Annotated in this window: 22 protein-coding genes; 20 read left to right on the top strand and 2 right to left on the bottom strand. The window is 53.6% G+C overall.

The annotated features are described in order from the left end of the window. Nucleotides 1-3: 3 nt before the first annotated feature. From mepA to OGV89_RS09265, 4 genes are read left to right on the top strand one after another with little or no spacing between them, the layout of a single operon-like run. The gene (gene mepA / locus OGV89_RS09280) at nt 4-828 is read left to right on the top strand and encodes a penicillin-insensitive murein endopeptidase (protein WP_003028168.1); all 825 of its coding nucleotides are present in this window, start codon (nt 4-6) and stop codon (nt 826-828) included. Continuing rightward, on the top strand, nt 828-1,637 hold the full coding sequence (locus OGV89_RS09275) for a sulfite exporter TauE/SafE family protein (RefSeq protein WP_003028167.1): 810 nt from the start codon (nt 828-830) through the stop codon (nt 1,635-1,637). Before mepA ends, OGV89_RS09275 begins: the two co-directional genes overlap by 1 nt. Then, nucleotides 1,637-2,185: an elongation factor P hydroxylase gene (locus OGV89_RS09270; protein ID WP_003834819.1), complete on the top strand. Its 549-nt coding sequence runs from the start codon at nt 1,637-1,639 to the stop codon at nt 2,183-2,185. The genes OGV89_RS09275 and OGV89_RS09270 overlap by 1 nt, the downstream gene beginning before the upstream one ends. Before the next feature lie 32 nt (nt 2,186-2,217). Further along, nucleotides 2,218-2,493, top strand: coding sequence for a YfcL family protein (locus tag OGV89_RS09265; RefSeq protein ID WP_003028163.1), 276 nt, complete (start codon nt 2,218-2,220; stop codon nt 2,491-2,493). A 114-nt stretch (nt 2,494-2,607) separates the two neighbouring features. Here the strand turns inward: OGV89_RS09265 and mnmC are convergent, their stop codons facing one another. After that, nucleotides 2,608-4,608 (bottom strand): bifunctional tRNA (5-methylaminomethyl-2-thiouridine)(34)-methyltransferase MnmC2/FAD-dependent 5-carboxymethylaminomethyl-2-thiouridine(34) oxidoreductase MnmC1, encoded by a 2,001-nt coding sequence (gene mnmC / locus OGV89_RS09260; RefSeq protein WP_286558539.1) that lies wholly within the window; start codon nt 4,606-4,608, stop codon nt 2,608-2,610. Nucleotides 4,609-4,767: 159 nt separating this feature from the next. Between mnmC and fabB the strand changes: the two genes are divergently transcribed. Both fabB and OGV89_RS09250 read left to right on the top strand, forming a co-directional pair. After that, nucleotides 4,768-5,982: a beta-ketoacyl-ACP synthase I gene (fabB, locus tag OGV89_RS09255; RefSeq protein WP_286558537.1), complete on the top strand. Its 1,215-nt coding sequence runs from the start codon at nt 4,768-4,770 to the stop codon at nt 5,980-5,982. Between the two features lie 213 nt (nt 5,983-6,195). Further along, the gene (locus tag OGV89_RS09250; protein WP_003845065.1) at nt 6,196-7,374 is read left to right on the top strand and encodes an MFS transporter; all 1,179 of its coding nucleotides are present in this window, start codon (nt 6,196-6,198) and stop codon (nt 7,372-7,374) included. Here the strand turns inward: OGV89_RS09250 and flk are convergent. Continuing rightward, a complete protein-coding gene (gene flk, locus OGV89_RS09245; protein WP_003845068.1) occupies nt 7,371-8,372 on the bottom strand; it encodes a flagella biosynthesis regulator Flk in 1,002 nt (333 codons plus the stop codon). The genes OGV89_RS09250 and flk overlap by 4 nt on opposite strands. A gap of 108 nt (nt 8,373-8,480) precedes the next feature. Here flk and pdxB point away from each other — a divergent pair, with 108 nt between their 5' ends. From pdxB to hisM, 14 genes are all read left to right on the top strand, one after another. Beyond that, nucleotides 8,481-9,617: a 4-phosphoerythronate dehydrogenase PdxB gene (gene pdxB / locus OGV89_RS09240; RefSeq protein WP_003028146.1), complete on the top strand. Its 1,137-nt coding sequence runs from the start codon at nt 8,481-8,483 to the stop codon at nt 9,615-9,617. A gap of 68 nt (nt 9,618-9,685) precedes the next feature. Then, entirely contained in the window at nt 9,686-10,699 is a 1,014-nt protein-coding gene (locus OGV89_RS09235; RefSeq protein ID WP_003028144.1) for an aspartate-semialdehyde dehydrogenase, read from the top strand. Then, nucleotides 10,699-11,511, top strand: a complete 813-nt coding sequence (gene truA / locus OGV89_RS09230; RefSeq protein WP_003028142.1) for a tRNA pseudouridine(38-40) synthase TruA — start codon at nt 10,699-10,701, stop codon at nt 11,509-11,511. Before OGV89_RS09235 ends, truA begins: the two co-directional genes overlap by 1 nt. A 24-nt stretch (nt 11,512-11,535) precedes the next feature. After that, nucleotides 11,536-12,195, top strand: a complete 660-nt coding sequence (locus OGV89_RS09225) for a DedA family protein (RefSeq protein WP_003028140.1) — start codon at nt 11,536-11,538, stop codon at nt 12,193-12,195. A 149-nt stretch (nt 12,196-12,344) separates the two neighbouring features. After that, nucleotides 12,345-13,259, top strand: a complete 915-nt coding sequence (gene accD / locus OGV89_RS09220) for an acetyl-CoA carboxylase, carboxyltransferase subunit beta (protein WP_003839317.1) — start codon at nt 12,345-12,347, stop codon at nt 13,257-13,259. A 192-nt stretch (nt 13,260-13,451) separates the two neighbouring features. Continuing rightward, nucleotides 13,452-14,720, top strand: coding sequence for a bifunctional tetrahydrofolate synthase/dihydrofolate synthase (folC, locus tag OGV89_RS09215; protein WP_003839318.1), 1,269 nt, complete (start codon nt 13,452-13,454; stop codon nt 14,718-14,720). After that, nucleotides 14,710-15,372, top strand: coding sequence for a cell division protein DedD (gene dedD / locus OGV89_RS09210; protein ID WP_003845071.1), 663 nt, complete (start codon nt 14,710-14,712; stop codon nt 15,370-15,372). The genes folC and dedD overlap by 11 nt, the downstream gene beginning before the upstream one ends. 220 nt (nt 15,373-15,592) lie before the next feature. Beyond that, nucleotides 15,593-16,081: a colicin V production protein gene (cvpA, locus tag OGV89_RS09205; protein WP_003028129.1), complete on the top strand. Its 489-nt coding sequence runs from the start codon at nt 15,593-15,595 to the stop codon at nt 16,079-16,081. A gap of 33 nt (nt 16,082-16,114) precedes the next feature. Next, complete coding sequence (gene purF, locus OGV89_RS09200) at nt 16,115-17,632, top strand: amidophosphoribosyltransferase (RefSeq protein WP_003028127.1); 1,518 nt, start codon at nt 16,115-16,117, stop codon at nt 17,630-17,632. Between the two features lie 96 nt (nt 17,633-17,728). After that, nucleotides 17,729-18,298, top strand: a complete 570-nt coding sequence (locus tag OGV89_RS09195; protein WP_003028125.1) for a UbiX family flavin prenyltransferase — start codon at nt 17,729-17,731, stop codon at nt 18,296-18,298. A 287-nt stretch (nt 18,299-18,585) separates the two neighbouring features. Then, nucleotides 18,586-19,368, top strand: a complete 783-nt coding sequence (gene argT / locus OGV89_RS09190) for a lysine/arginine/ornithine ABC transporter substrate-binding protein ArgT (RefSeq protein ID WP_003839327.1) — start codon at nt 18,586-18,588, stop codon at nt 19,366-19,368. A gap of 247 nt (nt 19,369-19,615) precedes the next feature. After that, on the top strand, nt 19,616-20,398 hold the full coding sequence (gene hisJ, locus OGV89_RS09185; RefSeq protein WP_003028120.1) for a histidine ABC transporter substrate-binding protein HisJ: 783 nt from the start codon (nt 19,616-19,618) through the stop codon (nt 20,396-20,398). Nucleotides 20,399-20,584: 186 nt separating this feature from the next. Then, nucleotides 20,585-21,271 (top strand): histidine ABC transporter permease HisQ, encoded by a 687-nt coding sequence (locus OGV89_RS09180; protein ID WP_003028118.1) that lies wholly within the window; start codon nt 20,585-20,587, stop codon nt 21,269-21,271. After that, on the top strand, nt 21,268-21,975 hold the full coding sequence (gene hisM / locus OGV89_RS09175) for a histidine ABC transporter permease HisM (protein WP_003028116.1): 708 nt from the start codon (nt 21,268-21,270) through the stop codon (nt 21,973-21,975). The genes OGV89_RS09180 and hisM overlap by 4 nt, the downstream gene beginning before the upstream one ends. Nucleotides 21,976-21,978: the final 3 nt, after the last annotated feature.

Here is a 21,978-nt window from a genome sequence, read left to right as displayed (position 1 = left end):
GAGATGAAAAAAACGGCACTTGCGGCGCTGGCTCTGTTTGCCAGTACCGCCTGTCTGGCGGCGACGCCCTGGCAGAAAATTACCCATCCGGTTGCGGGCAGCGCGCAGTCTATCGGCGCGTTTTCCAATGGCTGTATTGTTGGCGCAGATACGCTGCCTGTACAGTCAGAACATTATCAGGTGATGCGCACCGATCAGCGTCGTTACTTTGGCCATCCGGATCTGGTGAGGTTTATCCAGCGTCTGAGTAATCAGGCTAATAGTCAGGGGCTGGGCACGGTGTTAATCGGCGATATGGGTATGCCGGCCGGTGGGCGATTCAATGGCGGTCACGCCAGCCACCAGACGGGACTGGATGTGGATATTTTCCTGCAACTGCCGAAAACGCGCTGGACCCAGTCGCAACTGCTGCGGCCGCAGGCGTTAGATCTGGTCTCACAGGACGGCAAACGTGTTGTGCCATCACTGTGGAAACCGGAGATTTTTAGCCTGGTAAGGCTGGCTGCAAAAGATAATGAAGTAACGCGTATTTTCGTGAATCCGGCGATTAAGCAACAACTTTGTCTGGATGCAGGGACCGACAGGGACTGGTTGCGTAAAGTGCGGCCATGGTTCCAGCATCGTGCGCATATGCACGTGCGGTTACGTTGCCCTGCCGACAGCCTTGAGTGTGAAGATCAACCGTTACCGCCACCGGGTGACGGCTGTGGCGCAGAGCTGCAAAGCTGGTTCGAACCTCCAAAACCTGGAACCACCAAGCCTGAGAAGAAGACACCGCCGCCGTTGCCGCCTTCCTGCCAGGCGCTACTGGACGAGCATGTACTCTAATGGATCATTTTGCCTCTCTGTTTATGGTGTCGCCACTGCTGCTAGGTGTGCTGTTTTTTGTGGCGATGCTGGCAGGTTTTATTGATTCTCTGGCCGGAGGCGGTGGTCTACTCACCATCCCGGCATTGATGGCGGCCGGGATGCCACCTGCGCAAGCGCTGGCGACCAATAAGTTGCAGGCCTGTGGGGGATCTATCTCTTCCTCCCTCTATTTTATTCGTCGTGGCGTGGTTAATCTGGCGGATCAGAAGCTCAATATCTTCATGACGTTTGTCGGATCAATGAGCGGGGCGCTATTGGTTCAGCACGTGCAGTCAGATGTTCTGCGCCAGATCCTGCCGGTTCTGGTTATCTGTATTGGCCTTTACTTTCTGTTGATGCCGAAAGTGGGGGAAGAGGACCGACAGCGTCGATTGCACGGTTTACCTTTCGCGCTGGTGGCGGGAGGCTGCGTCGGTTTTTACGATGGCTTTTTTGGTCCGGCGGCAGGGTCGTTCTACGCGCTGGCCTTTGTCATGCTGTGCGGATACAACCTGGCGAAATCGACGGCCCACGCCAAAGTATTAAATGCCACATCGAATATCGGTGGGTTGTTGTTGTTTGCCCTCGGCGGCAAAGTGATTTGGGCGACAGGTTTTGTGATGCTCATTGGCCAGTTTATTGGCGCACGGATGGGCTCTCGACTGGTGCTCAGCAAAGGACAAAAACTCATTCGGCCAATGATCGTTATTGTCTCCGCCGTGATGAGCGCCAAGCTACTTTATGATAATCATGGACAGGAGATTCTCCACTGGCTGGGGATGAACTAATGAATAATACGCATCACTACGAACAGTTAATTGAGATTTTTAACGGCTGCTTTGCCGATGAATTTAATACCCGTCTGATTAAAGGCGACGACGAACCGATCTATCTTCCTGCGGATGCGGAATTACCGTATCACCGTATCGTTTTTGCGCATGGTTATTACGCCAGTGCGTTACACGAAATTTCACACTGGTGCATCGCCGGTAAAGCCCGTCGTGAGCTGGTCGATTTTGGTTACTGGTACTGCCCGGACGGACGCGACGCGAAGACACAATGCCAGTTTGAAGATGTGGAAGTGAAGCCGCAGGCGTTTGACTGGTTGTTTTGCATGGCGGCGGGGTACCCGTTTAACGTCAGTTGCGACAACCTCGAAGGGGACTTTGAACCAGACCGCGTGGTATTCCAGCGCCGTGTTCATGCTCAGGTAATGGAGTACCTGGAAAAGGGGATCCCTGAACGTCCGGCGCGTTTTATTAACGCGTTACAGAATTATTATCACACGCCTGAACTTACGGCGGAACAATTCCCGTGGCCCGAAGCGCTCAACTGAAGCTGCTGCCACGTTTACAATGAGGAAAGAAGATGATCGCGGAGTTTGAATCACGCATTCTGGCATTAATCGACGATATGGTAGAGCACGCCAGCGATGATGAGTTGTTTGCCAGTGGCTATTTGCGTGGACACCTGACGCTGGCTGTGGCTGAGTTGGATGCTGGCGAGGACCATTCCGCTGAGGCATTGTACGCCAATGTGACCAGCAGCCTGGAAAAAGCCATCAGCGCAGGCGAACTCTCGCCGCGTGACCAGGCGTTAGTGAAAGAGATGTGGGACACTTTATTTCAAAAGGCAACGCAATAATAATTGCAGTGGATTGTGCCGGATGGCGACGCGAAGGCGTCTTATCCGGCCTACGTGGACGGGGATTGTTGGCCTGATAAGCGTAGCGCCATCAGGCAATGATGAGATGGTATCTTATTTCACCGCTTTACCCTTCAATAACTTCCTTACCCACAGACGATTCGGATTCAGCGCAGCCAGCGTGCTGGCATCCATAGGGATAGGTTCATCGCTCATTTGCGATGCCAGAATTTCTGCACACAGCGGGGCAGTACACAGCCCGCGCGAGCCCAGCGCACCCAACATAAATAAATCGGAATAAACCGGGGCGTTTACGGCGTGCTCTCTGTCTTCGGCAAGAGTGGCATACTGGCTGAGCGTGGCGTCATAATCCGCGACGTTGCCGACCATCGGCATGTGATCGCGCGTGGCGCAGCGCACTCCACAACGGGCGGCATTGCCACTAACGTCTACTTCTTTTGCCCACGCGGCATTCGGGAAACAATCTATTAAGCGCTGACGGTTTTGCTGCTGATCGTCAGCACGATACACCGTTTCTTCACTTCCGCGATGATAACTGGCGCCAATGCAGTGCTGCTGATTTTGCGGGTTGTGCGGCGTGAGGTAGCCGTCATAGCACAGCACCTGACGCAGCGCTGAAAGCGAAGGCGTAGTAGGAATGTGACTCACCTGACCGCCTACGGAGTACACCGGTAGCGACTGCGTCTGTTCAACGCTGTTAATGCGATGCCCGTTAGCCAGCACTACCGCAGCGTGAGTGGCGGTTGCTCCATTGGCAAACGCCAATTTCCAGTTTTCTGTCAGTCGAGACAGTGAGTCCAGCGTATGTTGATACCGGGTGCGTAATCCCAGCGTTGCGGCATAGTCGAATACGGCGGCGGTTAACTGTGCCGGACACAGCCATCCTCCGGCGGGGTACTGAATCCCGCCGCATCCGGTTTTTACGCCGGTCGTTTGTAAAACCTGCTCTGCGTCAACTCCGACGGCGAGCGCATCGGGCAATTCAAGGGACAACATTTGGTCGATTTTTTGCTGGCTTTTCTCATCCCACGCCAGTTGCGTCACGCCGCACCAGTCATGCGCGAACTCAACGGGGAGGGCGTCATACAGCCGGCGGGCGAAGGTAAACGCGGTGGGGAAAAAGAGATTAATGGCCGTGTCATGTTTGCTCAGTAGCGGATAAAGAGCGCCCTGGCGATTGCCGGATGCACCCCCGGCTGGGTTATCGTCGGCGCAATAGAGCGTGACCTGCCAGCCGCGGCGCAGTAACGCCAACGACAGCAATGCGCTGGCAATCCCCCCGCCAATAATGGCGGCTTCGCGTTTATCTGTTCCGGTACGTGCAAACCAGGGTGCCGAGGAGGGGAGCGCCAGCGTCTTATCCATTACGCCACAAAGCATTTCTCGTTTGCGACCAAAGCCTTTGCATTTTTGCATCGTAAACCCGGCTTCCTGCAATCCCCGACGCACAAAGCCTGCTGAGGTGAAGGTCGCCAGCGTGCCGCCGGGGCGAGCCAGACGGGCCATTGCGTTAAACAGCGTTGGCGTCCACATATCCGGATTTTTTGCCGGCGCGAAACCGTCCAGAAACCAGGCATCCACTTTTTGATTCAGGGAGTCATCCAGCTTGCTGGTCAGTTCGTTAATATCGCCAAACCACAGATCCAGCGTGACGCGTCCTTCATCAAGGAGCAGGCGATGGCATCCCGCCAGCGGCAGCGGCCATTGCTCTTGCAGCGCCGTGGCCCACGGGGCAAGTTCTGGCCAGTGCTGATGGGCTAAGGTCAGATCTTCACGCGTCAGCGGAAATTTTTCAAAACTGATGAAATGTAATCTTTCCAGGGTAGCGTCAGGGTGGGTATCGCGGAATTCGGCAAACGCCTGCCAGAGTGTCAGGAAGTTAAGTCCGGTGCCAAACCCACTTTCTGCTACTACGAAGAGGGGACGTGAATGTGCAGGGAATCGCTGGGCGAGATGATTCCCGCCGAGAAAGACGTAACGTGTCTCTTCCAGCCCGTTATCATTAGAAAAATAGACATCGTCAAAATCTCGGGAAACAGGTGTACCCTCAGCGTTGAATTCAAGGTTGGCAGGTTGTATAGCGTATTGTTTCACGTAAGTTACTCGTCTGGCAGGCTGTGCCCCGATCTTAGCGATGAGTGCCTGGCTGCGCAAATTTCCACATTAAATGGCTGATCGGACTTGTTCGGCGTACAAGTGTACGCTATTGTGCCACTCGAAACTTTAAAATAGTGCGACTTACAGAGGTATTGAATGAAACGTGCAGTGATTACTGGCTTGGGCATCGTTTCCAGCATCGGTAATAACCAGCAGGAAGTCCTGGCATCTCTGCGTGAAGGACGTTCAGGGATCACTTTCTCTCAGGAGCTGAAGGACTCCGGCATGCGTAGCCACGTATGGGGCAACGTAAAACTGGATACCACTGGCCTCATTGACCGCAAAGTAGTGCGCTTCATGAGCGACGCATCCATCTATGCATTCCTTTCTATGGAACAGGCAGTGGCTGATGCCGGCCTTGCAGCAGAAGATTACCAGAACAACCCGCGCGTTGGCCTGATTGCAGGTTCCGGCGGCGGCTCCCCGCGTTTTCAGGTGTTCGGTGCTGACGCAATGCGTAGCCCGCGTGGCCTGAAAGCGGTTGGCCCGTATGTGGTCACCAAAGCGATGGCGTCCGGCGTTTCTGCCTGCCTCGCAACGCCGTTCAAAATCCACGGCGTAAACTACTCTATCAGCTCTGCCTGTGCGACATCTGCGCACTGTATCGGCAACGCAGTAGAACAAATTCAGCTGGGCAAACAAGACATCGTTTTCGCTGGCGGCGGCGAAGAGCTGTGCTGGGAAATGGCGTGTGAATTCGACGCCATGGGCGCGCTGTCTACCAAATATAACGACGATCCATCCAAAGCTTCCCGTACCTATGACACACACCGTGACGGTTTCGTTATTGCTGGCGGCGGCGGTATGGTCGTGGTCGAAGAGCTGGAACACGCTCTGGCACGTGGCGCGCACATCTATGCGGAAATCGTCGGTTACGGCGCAACGTCCGATGGCGCAGACATGGTTGCTCCGTCTGGCGAAGGCGCAGTACGTTGCATGCAGATGGCGATGCACGGCGTAGACACGCCGATCGACTATCTGAACTCCCACGGTACCTCTACTCCGGTAGGCGACGTGAAAGAGCTGGGTGCGATTCGTGAAGTGTTTGGCGACAACAGCCCGGCAATCTCCGCAACCAAAGCGATGACCGGTCACTCACTGGGCGCGGCTGGCGTTCAGGAAGCTATCTACTCTCTGCTGATGCTGGAACACGGTTTTATCGCGCCAAGCATCAACATTGAAGAGCTGGACGAGCAGGCGGCAGGTCTGAACATCGTGACCAAACCGACCGAGCAGGCGCTGACCACCGTAATGTCCAACAGCTTCGGTTTTGGCGGCACCAACGCCACGCTGGTTATGCGTAAGCTGTAAGCGTAAGACTGAAAGATTATGCAAGAGGGGAGCCTGATGGCTCCCTTTTTTATATCGTTGACAACCGCTCTGGTTTACAGGCAGACTCCAGCTTCAACATTATCCTCTTGATAATGCGTAAGCGTTTAACGTTATCCAACGCACCTTAATCCTGATAGTCAGGTAGAGGGGGCGTGGGCATTCCTCGCCTTACTCTGCATTTTGGAGTAACGCATGACAACTGTAACCCAACAAGAAAAAACACCTTCGGCGAACTTTTCGCTGTTTCGCATCGCTTTTGCGGTTTTCCTGACCTATATGACGGTCGGTTTACCTTTGCCCGTCATTCCTCTGTTTGTGCACCAGGAACTGGGCTATGGCAATACCATGGTCGGCATCGCCGTCGGCGTACAGTTTCTGGCGACGGTATTAACACGCGGCTACGCCGGGCGGTTAGCCGATCAATATGGTGCCAAACGCTCGGCGCTGCAGGGGATGTTTGCCTGTGGGCTGGCGGGTGCGGCGTGGCTGTTAGCCGCGCTATTGCCCGTTTCTGTTCCCGTAAAATTTGCGTTGCTAATCGTCGGTCGTTTGATCCTCGGTTTTGGCGAAAGCCAACTGCTCACCGGAACGCTGACCTGGGGGCTGGGGCTGGTCGGCCCAACACGCTCCGGTAAGGTGATGTCATGGAACGGAATGGCGATTTACGGCGCGCTGGCCGCCGGTGCACCGTTGGGACTTCTGATCCACAGCCACTTTGGCTTCGCGGCGCTGGCGGGAACCACGATGGTATTACCGCTGCTGGCATGGGTATTCAACGGCACCGTGCGTAAAGTGCCTGCACATGCAGGAGAACGCCCTTCGTTATGGAGCGTGGTAGGGCTTATCTGGAAACCGGGCCTGGGCCTGGCGCTGCAGGGCGTTGGCTTTGCGGTGATCGGTACATTTATTTCACTCTATTTTGTCAGCAACGGCTGGACGATGGCGGGGTTCACCCTGACCGCGTTTGGCGGGGCGTTTGTGCTGATGCGCATTCTGTTTGGCTGGATGCCGGACCGGTTTGGCGGCGTGAAGGTTGCCGTTGTCTCTTTGCTGGTGGAAACCGCAGGACTGATTCTGCTGTGGCAGGCCCCAACAGCCTGGGTTGCACTGCTTGGAGCGGCATTAACCGGGGCCGGGTGTTCGCTTATCTTCCCGGCCTTGGGCGTCGAGGTGGTGAAGCGAGTACCCGCGCAGGTTCGCGGTACGGCACTTGGCGGTTACGCCGCATTTCAGGATATCTCCTACGGCATAAGCGGGCCGGTCGCCGGGGTGCTGGCCACCGCGTACGGTTATCCCTCAGTGTTCCTTGCCGGGGCGATATCCGCCGTGGTGGGGATTATTGTAACGTTGCTTACGCTGCGTAAAGGTTAAGCGACCAGCCAGAAAATGGCTAACGCAATCATCAATGCAACAAACAACAGTCCCGGTCGTGCCGACAGAGATTTAACCGTTTCAATCATCGGCGCGAACGGGCTGTAAATGGGCTGCAGATGACGCGGATCGCTGAGCTCGCGTTCTCGTTCCACGCGACGCAGGAAAATTTGATTGAGCAAGTCCTGCACCTGCACCGTGGTCAGAATCGATTGTGGTTGGATCTGATACGTCTGCTGCGCGTACTCTTTTATTGCTGTCAGCTCATTCGGCTCTAATGGCAGCTTCAGCGCAGCCTGGAGCGTTTGTAGCGTCGGGGCGCTTTGCAGGCTGAGCGTCTGGCGCGCCTGCAGCCAGGTGACCAGGTGCGTAAACTGTTTGGCAGGGATCAGCTCACCGCTTTTTACGCCAGACAACTCCAGCATCGACTGCCAGATCATCTTCCCGGATTCTCCCGTGGCCGCCGCCAGTTTGGTAACTAACTGGTTCAGCGTATTGTGCTCTGCGGGGAGCAACGGGCGATCGGTTGCCGGGCGCTGCTGCGGCTGTGGTATCGACAGCTGCCCTTGTTGCAGTAGCGTGAGCACGTTTTTCAACTGCTCAGGCGTGAGCTGGCTGAGCGCCGTTTGCCCATACTGCTGACGGATAAAATCACTCACCGCCTGGCGATTATTTCCCTGGCTCAGTAATTCAGTGAGCTGCGAAAGCACCTGACGATTAACATGATTTTGCTGAGCAACTCCCAGCCGTTGGTTAAGGTTTTGCTCAGCGGCTGGAAAGTGACGTGACTGCAGCGGAGTATCACTTTTGACGCCCAGATCGTGCTTCATTCCGGCCCACACCTCAGCACTTTGCTGCTGGGTGAGTGAAATCAAACGGGTAATTAGTCGTTCCAACACAGTACGTTGTTGCGTGGATAACGGTTGTTCACCCGCAGCGGAAGGGGCATTTTGGCCTTCGCCGGGAGGGCGTGCGGGCGTACCTGAAATGGGCTGCATCATCTCTGTTCCTTAAATCTGTGCTGACCAGGTCTCGCAGTATGCCTGGCGGCGAGATTATGGCACACTTGCCCGGTTAACTCTCGTTCTCAAACAGGTGCGAAAGACGTGAAAATCCTCGTTGATGAAAATATGCCCTATGCCCGCGAACTGTTCAGTCGTTTGGGGGAGGTCAAAGCGGTTCCCGGTCGTCCGATTCCCGTTGCTGAACTGGATGATGCGGATGCTTTAATGGTGCGCTCGGTGACGAAAGTAAATGAATCACTGCTTGGAGGCAAACCGGTTAAATTTGTCGGTACGGCAACCGCTGGCACAGACCATGTGGATGACGCCTGGCTTGCGCAGGCTGGGATCGGTTTTTCCGCCGCGCCCGGTTGTAACGCGATAGCGGTCGTAGAATATGTTTTTTCAGCGTTGCTGATGCTGGCGGAGCGTGATGGGTTTGCGTTACGCGATCGCACCGTAGGCATTGTGGGTGTGGGCAACGTGGGTGGGCGTTTGCAGGCGCGTCTGGACGCGCTGGGGATCCGCACGCTGCTGTGCGATCCACCGCGAGCCGATCGCGGTGACGAGGGCGATTTCCGCTCGCTGGATGAACTGGTAGAGCAAGCCGATGTGCTGACTTTCCATACGCCACTGTTTAAAGACGGACCCTACAAAACGCTGCACATGGCGGATGATGCGCTGATTAGCCGACTGAAGCCGGGCACTATTCTGATCAACGCCTGCCGTGGGCCGGTCATCGACAATACAGCATTGCTGAACCGGTTGAATGCCGGTCAGTCGCTGAGCGTTGTGCTGGATGTCTGGGAAGGAGAGCCGGATCTCAATGTGGCGTTGCTGGAGAAAGCCGATATCGGCACGGCGCACATTGCCGGGTATACCCTCGAAGGAAAAGCGCGTGGCACCACGCAGGTCTTTGAGGCCTATAGTAAGTTTATTGGTCACGAGCAGCACGTTGCGCTCAGTACCCTGTTACCTGCGCCGGAATTTGGTCGTATCACCCTGCATGGCCCGTTAGATCAGCCAACGCTGAAAAGGCTGGCGCATTTAGTGTATGATGTGCGCCGCGATGATGCGCCGCTGCGTAAAGTCGCTGGAATTCCGGGTGAGTTTGATAAACTGCGTAAAAATTACCTTGAGCGTCGTGAATGGTCGTCTTTATATGTGATGTGTGACGACGCAACGGCTGCTGCCTTATTGTGTAAGCTGGGTTTTAACGCTGTTCATCATCCGGCACATTAATGTCTTCTTAATGCTCCCTGTCGAATAATGCGACAGGGACGCTTACGTATTTCTTGGAGTAAATCACCATGTCTGAAGGCTGGAATATTGCCATTCTGGGCGCAACGGGCGCCGTAGGCGAAGCCCTGCTCGATACGCTGGCTGAACGCCAGTTCCCGGTCGGTGAAATTTATGCGCTGGCGCGTAATGAAAGCGCCGGTGAGCATCTGCGTTTTAACGGTAAATCGGTCATAGTGCAGGACGTTGCAGACTTTGACTGGACGCAGGCACAGTTGGCATTTTTTGTTGCGGGCACTGAAGCCACCGCCGCATGGGTAGAAGAAGCAACAAATGCGGGTTGCCTGGTGATTGACAGTAGCGGTCTGTTCGCGCTTGAGCCAGACGTTCCGCTGGTGGTTCCGGACGTTAACCCGTTCGTGCTGGCGGATTACCGTAACCGCAATGTGATTGCGGTACCAAACAGCCTGACAAGCCAGTTGCTGTCTGCGCTGAAACCATTGATTGATGACGGCGGGCTGTCACGGATTACGGTGACCAATATTATTTCGGCTTCCGCTCACGGCAAAAAAGCCGTAGACGCACTGGCCGGACAAAGCGCGAAATTGCTTAACGGCATCCCGATTGACGAAGATGATTTCTTTGGTCGTCAGCTGGCGTTCAATATGCTGCCGCTGCTGCCCGATCGCGAAGGCAGCGTGCGTGAAGAGCGTCGTATTGTTGATGAAGTGCGCAAAATTATGCAGGATGACGGTCTGCTTATTTCAGCCAGCATCGTGCAGTCCCCGGTATTTTATGGTCACGCGCAGATGGTGAATTTTGAGGCTCTGCGCCCGTTGGCGGCGGAAGAAGCACGTGATGCGTTTTCACGCGGCGAAGACGTGGTGTTGTCGGAAGAAACCGACTTCCCGACCCAGGTTGGCGATGCATCGGGCACGCCGCACCTTTCTATTGGCTGCGTGCATAACGATTACGGTATGCCGGAGCAAGTTCAGTTCTGGTCTGTGGCAGACAACGTACGCTTTGGCGGCGCGTTAATGGCGGTGAAAATTGCGGAAAAACTGGTGCAGGAGTACCTGTACTAATGTCTGACCAGCAACAGCCGTCAACCCATAAAATTGCGCTGGGCATTGAGTATGACGGCAGCAAATATTATGGCTGGCAGCGCCAGAACGAAGTGCGTAGCGTTCAGGAAAAACTGGAAAAAGCGCTTTCTCAGGTGGCGAACGAACGCATTAATGTTTTTTGTGCAGGTCGCACGGATGCGGGCGTTCATGGCACTGGGCAGGTCGTGCATTTTGAAACCACTGCTCAGCGTAAAGATGCGGCCTGGACACTGGGGGTAAATGCGAATTTACCTGGTGACATCGCCGTGCGCTGGGTGAAAGCTGTACCTGATGATTTTCATGCCAGATTTAGCGCTACGGCTCGCCGTTATCGCTACATCATCTACAATCATCGGTTGCGCCCTGCGGTTTTGGGTAAAGGGGTAACCCATTATTATGAACCGCTGGACGCTGAGCGTATGCATCGTGCAGCCCAGTGTCTGATTGGCGAAAATGATTTTACCTCGTTCCGTGCGGTACAGTGCCAGTCGCGCACACCGTGGCGTAACGTGATGCACATTAACGTTGAACGTTTCGGTGCATATGTGGTGGTGGATATTAAAGCGAATGCCTTTGTACATCATATGGTCAGGAATATTGTCGGCAGCCTGATGGAAGTTGGCGCCAACAACCAGCCGGAGAGCTGGATAGCAGAACTGTTAGCGGCAAAGGACAGAACGCTGGCAGCGGCAACGGCGAAAGCGGAAGGACTGTATCTGGTTGCAGTAGATTACCCGGACCGGTTCGACCTGCCAAAACCGCCTATGGGCCCGCTATTTCTGGCGGACTAATTTGAGTCGTATAAAGGCAAAACTATGGACCTGATTTACTTTCTTATCGATTTTATCCTGCACATTGATGTGCACCTGGCGGAGCTGGTTGCGGAATACGGTATCTGGGTATACGCCATTCTGTTTCTGATCCTGTTCTGTGAAACCGGGCTGGTGGTGACACCATTCCTGCCAGGAGACTCGCTGCTGTTTGTTGCTGGTGCGCTTTCTGCGCTGCCGACCAATGATCTCAATGTTCATCTGATGGTGGCACTGATGATTGTGGCGGCGATTGTGGGCGATGCAGTGAACTACACGATTGGCCGATTGTTCGGGGAAAAACTTTTCAGTAACCCGAACTCCAAAATTTTCCGCCGCAGCTACCTGGATAAAACCCATGCGTTCTACGAGCGTCATGGCGGTAAGACGATTATCCTGGCGCGTTTCGTGCCTATCGTGCGCACATTTGCGCCGTTTGTTGCCGGTATGGGACATATGTCCTACCGTCACTTTGCGATGTATAACGTCGTAGGTGCATTGCTGTGGGTATTGTTGTTCACCTACGCAGGCTACCTGTTCGGCGATCTGCCGATTGTCCAGGAAAACCTGAAATTACTGATTGTGGCGATTATCGTCCTTTCCGTATTGCCGGGGGTGATTGAAGTAATTCGCCATAAGCGTGCTGCGTCACGGGCTGCAAAATAGAAAGTAACTCAGCGGTTCGACCACTTTTTTATCCAAAGTTTCGGGCTGTTATGTTTTAATGTGCAACATTCATGGTCTGTTAGGGGCAAAAATGGCATTATGCGCCCCTTATAACAAAGCTGACTAGGGTTCAGGCAGAAAGGTCACCAATGAGCTGGATTGAACGAATTAAAAGCAACATTACTCCCACCCGCAAGGCAAGCATTCCTGAAGGGGTGTGGACCAAGTGTGATAGCTGCGGTCAGGTTTTATACCGTGCTGAGCTGGAACGTAATCTTGAGGTCTGTCCGAAGTGTGACCATCATATGCGCATGTCGGCGCGCAATCGCCTGCATAGCCTGTTAGATGAAGGTTCTCTTGTGGAACTGGGTAGCGAGCTTGAGCCGAAAGACGTGCTGAAGTTTCGTGACTCCAAAAAATACAAAGACAGACTGGCTTCTGCGCAGAAAGAAACCGGCGAGAAAGATGCGCTGGTGGTGATGAAAGGCACGCTGCATGGTATGCCGGTCGTCGCTGCGGCATTCGAGTTCGCGTTTATGGGCGGCTCCATGGGCTCTGTGGTCGGTGCGCGTTTTGTCCGTGCCGTTGAGCAGGCACTGGAAGACAACTGTCCGCTGATCTGCTTCTCCGCTTCTGGCGGGGCGCGTATGCAGGAAGCGCTGATGTCTCTGATGCAGATGGCAAAAACCTCTGCTGCGCTGGCGAAAATGCAGGAACGCGGTTTACCGTATATTTCTGTACTGACCGACCCAACAATGGGTGGTGTTTCCGCAAGCTTCGCGATGCTGGGCGATCTCAACATTGCAGAACCGAAAGCACTGATCGGCTTCGCGGGTCCGCGTGTTATCGAGCAAACCGTACGTGAGAAACTGCCGCCGGGATTCCAGCGCAGCGAGTTCCTGATTGAAAAAGGCGCTATCGATATGATCGTCCGCCGTCCGGAAATGCGCCTGAAACTGGCAAGCATCCTGGCGAAGCTGATGAATCTTCCTGCGCCGAATCCGGATGAGCCGCGTGAAGGCGAGGTGGTATCTCCGGTACCCGATCAGGAATCAGAAGCCTGATAACTTACTCTATGGATTTCGAGTTGCAGGAAGACGGCAAGAGAGTGAACCCCGATGAGCTTGCACGGGCAAGTGATTCGGGTGAGCGAGAGCAGCCAACACACCTGCAGCTTGAAAGACGACGAGTAAAAAAGGGCAGGGCCAACTGGCGCTGCCTTTTGCTTTAATCTACGTAATAAAATTACAGGCATCATGGACAATAAACGTATTCCTCAAGCCGCGTCGCCCCTGGCGTCGTGGCTTTCTTATCTGGAAAACCTGCACAGTAAAACCATCGATCTTGGCCTTGAGCGCGTAAGCCAGGTAGCGCGCAAACTGGGTGTATTGAAACCCGCGCCATTTGTGTTTACGGTGGCAGGAACCAACGGAAAAGGCACGACCTGTCGTACGCTGGAATCTGTGCTGACTGCGGCAGGATATAAAGTTGGGGTATATAGTTCGCCTCATCTGGTGCGCTACACGGAACGCGTACGCGTGCAGGGGGGGGAACTGCCGGAATCAGCCCATACCGCCTCGTTTGCTGAGATTGAAGACGCTCGTGGTGATATTTCCCTGACTTACTTTGAATACGGTACGTTATCGGCACTCTGGCTGTTTAAACAGGCCCAACTGGATGTCGTTATTCTCGAAGTGGGATTAGGCGGCCGCCTTGACGCCACCAATATCGTCGATGCCGATGTCGCTGTAGTCACCAGTATTGCGCTTGACCATACTGACTGGCTGGGCCCGGATCGCGAAAGTATTGGTCGTGAGAAGGCGGGCATTTTCCGTGCAGAGAAACCGGCTATCGTCGGCGAGCCTGAAATGCCTTACACCATCGCGGATGTCGCGCAAGAGTGCGGGGCGATTTTGCAACGCTGCGGCGTAGACTGGCGCTATGCGGTTACTGAGAACGACTGGTCGTTTACGGATGCTCATGGAACGTTGGCGCATTTGCCGTTGCCGCAGGTGCCACAACCTAATGCTGCTACCGCGCTGGCCGCGCTGCGCGCAAGCGGGCTGAACGTTAGCGAGCAGGCGATTCGTGACGGCATCGAACGCGCGATTTTACCGGGGCGCTTCCAGATTGTGAGCGAGTCGCCGCGAGTGATTTTCGATGTTGCCCATAACCCGCATGCGGCAGAGTATCTGACCGGACGTCTGAAAAAGTTAGTGAAAAGCGGGCGTGTACTTGCGGTTATCGGTATGCTACATGATAAAGATATTGCCGGTACGTTAGCCTGGTTAAAAAGCGTGGTTGACGTCTGGTACTGTGCGCCCCTGGAAGGGCCGCGTGGCGCAACGGCAGAACAACTGCTGGAGCACCTGGGCAAAGGCAACGCTTATGACAGCGTGGCGCAGGCATGGTCTGCAGCACTTGCTGAGGCGAAGCCAGAAGATACCGTGTTGGTGTGTGGATCCTTTCACACTGTCGCACATGTCATGGAAGTAATAGACGTGGGGAGAAGCGGTGGCGAGTAAGTTTCAGAATCGATTAGTCGGCACAATTGTGCTAGTCGCGCTCGGGGTAATTGTGCTTCCCGGGCTGCTTGACGGGCAGAAAAAGCATTATCAGGATGAATTTGCAGCGATCCCACTGGTGCCTAAACCCGGTGATCGCGATGAACCAGACATGATGCCTGCAGCAACGCAGGCGCTGCCGACTCAGCCGCCGGAAGGGGCGGCAGAAGAGGTGCGTGCGGGTGATGCTGCCGCGCCATCGTTGGATCCATCACGTTTGACGACGACAAACAGCGCGGAATTAGATCCTGTCCCTGCGCCTGTGGAACCACCGAAACCTAAACCGAAACCGCAGCCTGTTGCCGTCGCTCCGACGCCGACACCGACTCCTGCGCCGAAACCGGCCGCTGAAGAAGCGCCAGCCCCAACCGGCAAAGCGTACGTTGTACAGCTCGGTGCACTGAAAAATGCGGATAAGGTCAATGAGATCGTGGGTAAACTTCGTGGCGCGGGCTTCCGGGTATATACTTCCCCGTCAACGCCGGTGCAGGGTAAAATAACCCGCATTCTCGTCGGGCCGGACGCCTCCAAAGATAAGCTAAAGAACTCGCTGGGCGAGCTGCAGAAGATCTCTGGTCTGAGTGGCGTCGTGATGGGGTACACCCCTAATTAAGGGATTGCGCTGTTTACGGCGCAGCTCTGATTCAGGCCGGATACGGTGTTTTCACCGCTATCCGGCAGTGCCCGAAGAGGCATAAAACGGTATGGCGTTGAAGATTTTTTCAGCGCCATTTTTATTTACGCGTGGAAAGGAAATCCCTACGCAAACGTTTTCTTTTTCTGTTAGAATGCGCCCCGAACAGGACGACAGGGCGTAAAATCGTGGGACACATATGGTCTGGATTGATTACGCCATTATCGCGGTGATTGGTTTTTCCTGTCTGGTTAGCCTGATCCGTGGCTTTGTTCGTGAAGCATTATCGTTGGTGACTTGGGGTTGTGCTTTCTTTGTCGCCAGCCATTACTACACTTACCTGTCTGTCTGGTTTACGGGCTTTGAAGACGAACTGGTTCGAAATGGGATTGCTATCGCGATACTGTTCATCGCGACACTTATCGTCGGCGCTATCGTTAACTTTGTGATAGGCCAACTGGTAGAGAAAACAGGACTGTCGGGTACCGACAGGGTGTTGGGGATCTGCTTCGGTGCTTTGCGTGGAGCGTTGATCGTTGCCGCCATACTGTTCTTTCTCGATACCTTTACCGGTCTGTCGAAAAGTGAAGACTGGGGTAAGTCGCAGCTGATTCCGCAGTTCAGTTTCATCATCAGATGGTTCTTTGACTATCTGCAAAGCTCGTCAAGTTTCTTGCCCAAAGTATAAACTTTGGGTCGTTGCTGAACGAGGAAAAGACGTATGTGCGGTATTGTCGGTATCGCCGGTGTTATGCCGGTAAACCAGTCGATTTATGACGCGTTAACGGTGCTCCAGCATCGTGGTCAGGATGCTGCGGGCATCATCACCATTGATGCTAACAACTGCTTCCGCTTGCGTAAAGCAAACGGAATGGTGAGCGATATTTTTGAAGCGCGCCATATGCAGCGTTTGCAGGGCAATATGGGCATCGGTCATGTGCGTTACCCAACGGCTGGCAGCTCCAGCGCCTCCGAAGCTCAACCTTTTTACGTCAACTCACCGTATGGCATCACTCTTGCCCATAATGGCAACCTGACCAACGCGCATGAGTTGCGTAAAAAGCTGTTTGAAGAAAAGCGCCGCCACATCAATACCACTTCAGATTCTGAAATTCTGCTGAATATTTTCGCCAGCGAGCTGGATAACTTCCGCCATTACCCGCTGGAGGCCGACAATATTTTTGCTGCCATTGCGGCAACCAACCGCCAGATTCGCGGCGCCTATGCTTGCGTGGCGATGATTATCGGTCACGGTATGGTTGCCTTCCGCGACCCTAACGGTATCCGTCCGCTGGTAATGGGCAAACGCGATATTGGCGATGGCCGTACCGAGTACATGGTGGCGTCTGAGAGCGTAGCGCTGGACACGTTGGGCTTTGAATTCCTGCGCGACGTAGCCCCTGGCGAAGCGGTGTATATCACCGAAAAAGGCCAGCTGTTTACCCGTCAGTGTGCTGATAACCCGGTGAGCAATCCGTGTCTGTTTGAATACGTTTACTTCGCTCGTCCTGACTCCTTTATCGACAAGATTTCCGTCTACAGCGCCCGTGTGAATATGGGGACTAAGCTTGGCGAAAAAATTGCCCGTGAGTGGGAAGATCTGGACATCGACGTAGTCATCCCAATCCCGGAAACCTCCTGCGATATCGCGCTGGAAATTGCCCGCATTCTCGGTAAGCCGTACCGTCAGGGGTTTGTGAAAAACCGCTATGTGGGACGCACCTTTATCATGCCGGGCCAGCAGCTGCGCCGTAAATCAGTGCGCCGTAAGCTGAACGCTAACCGTGCGGAATTCCGTGATAAAAACGTGCTGCTGGTGGATGACTCCATCGTGCGCGGCACCACTTCAGAACAGATTATCGAGATGGCGCGTGAAGCCGGAGCGAAGAAGGTGTATCTGGCCTCTGCCGCCCCGGAAATTCGCTTCCCGAACGTTTATGGCATCGATATGCCTACGGCGACGGAGCTGATTGCGCATGGTCGTGAAGTGGACGAGATTCGCCAGATAATCGGCGCAGATGGTCTGATCTTCCAGGACCTGAACGATCTGATTGAAGCTGTCCGTGCTGAGAATCCGGATATTCAGCAGTTTGAATGTTCAGTGTTTAACGGTGTGTACGTCACCAAAGACGTCGACCAGCAATATCTCGATTTCCTCGACTCCCTGCGTAATGATGATGCTAAAGCGGTATTGCGTCAGAACGAAGCGGAAAACCTTGAAATGCACAACGAAGGTTAATGTTTGCTCGCAAGCAAGGGCGCAACCTGCACCCTTGCTTGCAACTCATCGTAATTTCCTGCAAAGTCGGCCCTGAGCAAGTAAGGGCTATTACACATGAAACGACTCATCATTGGTATTTCTGGCGCAAGCGGGGCAATTTACGGCGTGCGCCTGCTGCAGGTTTTGCGTGACGTTACCGATGTGGAAACCCATCTGGTGATGAGTGCCGCTGCCCGGCAGACGCTGGCACTGGAAACGGACCTCTCTGTGCGCGACGTGCAGGCGCTGGCAAATGTGAATCATGATACGCGCGATATCGCCGCCAGTATCTCCTCCGGCTCTTTTCAGACCGCCGGCATGGTTATCCTGCCGTGTTCAATCAAAACCCTTTCCGGCATTGTCCACAGTTACACCGATGGGTTGCTTACCCGTGCGGCAGATGTGGTGTTGAAAGAACGTCGTCCGCTGGTGCTGTGTGTACGCGAAACGCCGCTGCATCTGGGGCATCTGCGCCTCATGACCCAGGCGGCAGAAATTGGCGCAGTGATTATGCCACCAGTCCCGGCGTTCTATCATCGTCCACAAACGCTCGATGATGTGATTAATCAAACGGTTAATCGCGTGCTTGACCAGTTTGATATTACCCTTCCGCAGGACCTGTTCACCCGCTGGCAAGGGGCGTAAGCCGTTCCATCAGCGTGCAAAGAAACATCCGTTGCCCTGTTTCAGGGCAATTTTGTAACCGCGATCATATCCTCAACATTTAATTCGTTAAAACTCAACGAAACGCTGCGGTTCAACCGTCAGACCTGCTATCTTCAAAATCAGGACATTATTGCAACGTTTTATTAACATATTTAACGTCGAATATCCTCATCGACGCGAAAATGGCATAAGACCTGCATGAAAAAGTCTGCAAACACACAACACAACGTAAAACATAATAAAATTACGCCACTTGAGGGTTATGTATGAAGAAGACGGTTCTTGCTTTGTCTTTGCTGGTAGGACTCTCCGCCACCGCGGCCAGCTACGCAGCACTTCCGCAGACGGTTCGTATTGGTACAGATACAACGTACGCACCTTTTTCCTCTAAAGATGCCAAAGGCGACTTCGTCGGCTTTGATATCGATCTGGGAAATGAGATGTGTAAGCGCATGCAGATCAAATGTACTTGGGTTGCCAGCGACTTTGATGCGCTGATCCCGTCGCTGAAAGCGAAAAAAATTGATGCCATTATCTCCTCGCTTTCTATCACCGAGAAGCGTCAGCAAGAGATTGCATTCTCAGACAAACTTTACGCAGCAGACTCACGGCTGATCGCCGCGAAAGGTTCCCCAATTAAACCGACTCTGGACTCCCTCAAGGGTAAACACGTTGGCGTGCTGCAAGGCTCTACTCAGGAAGCCTATGCCAATGACAACTGGCGTAGCAAAGGCGTGGATGTGGTGGCCTATGCGAACCAGGATCTTATCTATTCTGACCTGACGGCGGGTCGTCTCGACGCAGCACTGCAGGATGAAGTCGCGGCCAGCGAAGGCTTCCTGAAGCAACCTGCCGGTAAGGACTACGACTTTGCAGGTCCTTCGGTGAAAGATAAAAAATACTTTGGCGACGGAACCGGGATTGGCTTGCGCAAAGATGATGCAGAGCTGAAAGCCGCTTTCGACAAAGCGCTGGGTGAACTGCGTAAAGACGGCACCTACGACAAAATGGCGAGCAAATATTTTAATTTTAATGTCTACGGCGATTAATACAGCGGCGTGGGGAATTGACTGCACCATTGCGGGTAACCATTACGGTGCATAATACATTCAGTGCACTGTTTTGGTGCTTTTATCGCTGACTTAATAAGCATGAGTGCATACTTAAGCGCTTTTCATGCAAATAAATACCGCCGGCAGGGTAGAATACTTTGCCTTGTCGGCCTGATTAATGGCACGATAACTGCACCTGGTCCTGTAAAGATCCCCTATAAAAGACAGTCTGTTGAGGATAGTTATGAAAAAACTGGTGTTGTCTCTTTCTCTGGTTCTGGCTTTCTCCAGTGCTACCGCAGCATTTGCAGCCATTCCGCAAAAAATTCGTATCGGTACTGATCCTACTTATGCGCCGTTCGAATCGAAAAATGCACAGGGTGAATTAGTCGGTTTTGATATCGATCTGGCTAAAGAGCTGTGCAAACGTATTAATACGCAATGTACTTTCGTGGAAAACCCGCTGGATGCGCTGATCCCTTCGCTAAAAGCGAAGAAAATCGATGCCATCATGTCCTCGCTTTCCATTACTGAAAAACGTCAGCAGGAAATCGCTTTTACTGACAAGCTTTATGCAGCCGACTCGCGTCTGGTTGTCGCTAAAGATTCAGCTATTCAGCCGACCATTGAGTCGCTGAAAGGTAAACGTGTTGGTGTGCTGCAGGGCACCACCCAGGAAACGTTCGGCAACGAACACTGGGCGCCAAAAGGTATTGAGATTGTCTCTTATCAGGGGCAGGACAATATCTATTCTGACCTGACTGCCGGGCGTATTGACGCCGCGTTCCAGGATGAAGTCGCGGCCAGCGAAGGCTTCCTGAAACAGCCAGTCGGTAAAGATTACAAATTTGGCGGTCCGTCTGTGAAAGACGAGAAGTTGTTCGGCGTGGGTACCGGTATGGGGCTGCGCAAAGACGATAACGAGCTGCGCGAAGCGCTGAACAAAGCCTTTGCCGAAATGCGAGCTGACGGGACTTACGAGAAGCTGGCGAAAAAGTACTTCGATTTTGATGTTTACGGCGGTTAATTACCGCAGGTGCTGATAAAGCCCGTAGATTTTTGACGCGTTGAATTTATGCCTGATGGCGCTGCGCTTATCAGGCCTACGGTGATTTTGTAGGCCGGATAAGGCAAAGCCGCCATCCGGCATTTAACGGTTAGTCTGAAATCAAAAGAGGCTTACTACTCCACCACACACGACAGGACAGGCAGCATGTTGTATGGCTTTTCAGGTGTTATTTTACAGGGCGCAATTGTTACGCTGGAGCTGGCACTCAGCTCGGTGGTACTGGCGGTTCTGATAGGTCTTGTCGGCGCAGCAGCAAAGCTGTCGCAAAGCCGGGCAATGGGGCTTATTTTCGAAGGGTACACAACGCTAATCCGCGGTGTGCCCGATCTGGTCTTAATGCTGCTCATCTTCTACGGATTACAAATCGCGCTGAATACCATTACCGATGCCATCGGTATCGGCCAGATTGATATCGATCCGATGGTTGCGGGCATTATCACCCTTGGATTTATCTACGGCGCCTACTTTACCGAAACTTTTCGCGGTGCGTTTATGGCTGTACCAAAAGGCCATATTGAAGCCGCGACGGCGTTTGGCTTTACCAGCTCACAAATATTTCGTCGCATTATGTTCCCGGCGATGATGCGTTATGCCTTACCGGGAATCGGTAATAACTGGCAGGTTATTCTTAAGGCCACGGCACTGGTGTCGCTGCTCGGCCTGGAAGACGTGGTGAAAGCGACCCAGCTTGCCGGGAAGAGTACCTGGGAGCCGTTCTATTTTGCCGTCGTGTGCGGGGTCATCTATCTGGTGTTTACCACTGTTTCTAATGGTGTGCTGCTGTACCTTGAGCGCCGCTATTCCGTGGGTGTGAAGAGGGCTGACCTGTGATCGAGATTATTCAGGAATACTGGAAGTCCCTGCTGTGGACCGACGGATATCGCTACACTGGCGTCGCTATCACCCTGTGGCTTTTGATTTCTTCAGTAGTGATGGGCGGAATACTTGCGCTCTTTTTGGCTATTGGCCGCGTTTCCAGTAATAAATTTATTCAGTTCCCTATCTGGCTGTTCACCTATATTTTTCGTGGCACGCCGCTGTACGTTCAGCTACTGGTGTTTTATTCCGGGATGTATACGCTGGAGATAGTCAAAGGCACGGACTTCCTCAACGCGTTTTTCCGCAGCGGGCTGAATTGCACCGTGCTGGCGCTGACGCTGAATACCTGCGCCTATACCACTGAGATTTTCGCCGGGGCTATCCGTTCCGTGCCTCACGGTGAGATTGAGGCTGCTCGCGCATACGGTTTCTCGTCATTCAAACTGTATCGATGCATTATTTTACCTTCCGCGCTGCGTATTGCGTTGCCGGCTTACAGCAATGAAGTCATTTTAATGCTGCACTCCACGGCGCTGGCGTTTACCGCAACGGTACCTGACCTGTTGAAAATCGCCCGCGATATCAACTCGGCAACGTATCAGCCGTTTACCGCCTTCGGTATTGCCGCTGTACTGTATTTGATTATTTCGTATGTCCTGATTAGCCTGTTCCGTAAAGCGGAAAAACGCTGGTTGCAGCATGTATCCTCTAAATGATTC

It is taken from the genome of Citrobacter sp. Cf125, assembly GCF_030333935.1.
GTDB lineage: Bacteria > Pseudomonadota > Gammaproteobacteria > Enterobacterales > Enterobacteriaceae > Citrobacter > Citrobacter freundii.
The sequence above is the reverse complement of the archived record's forward strand: the minus strand, read 5'-3'. Positions and strand labels throughout refer to the sequence as shown.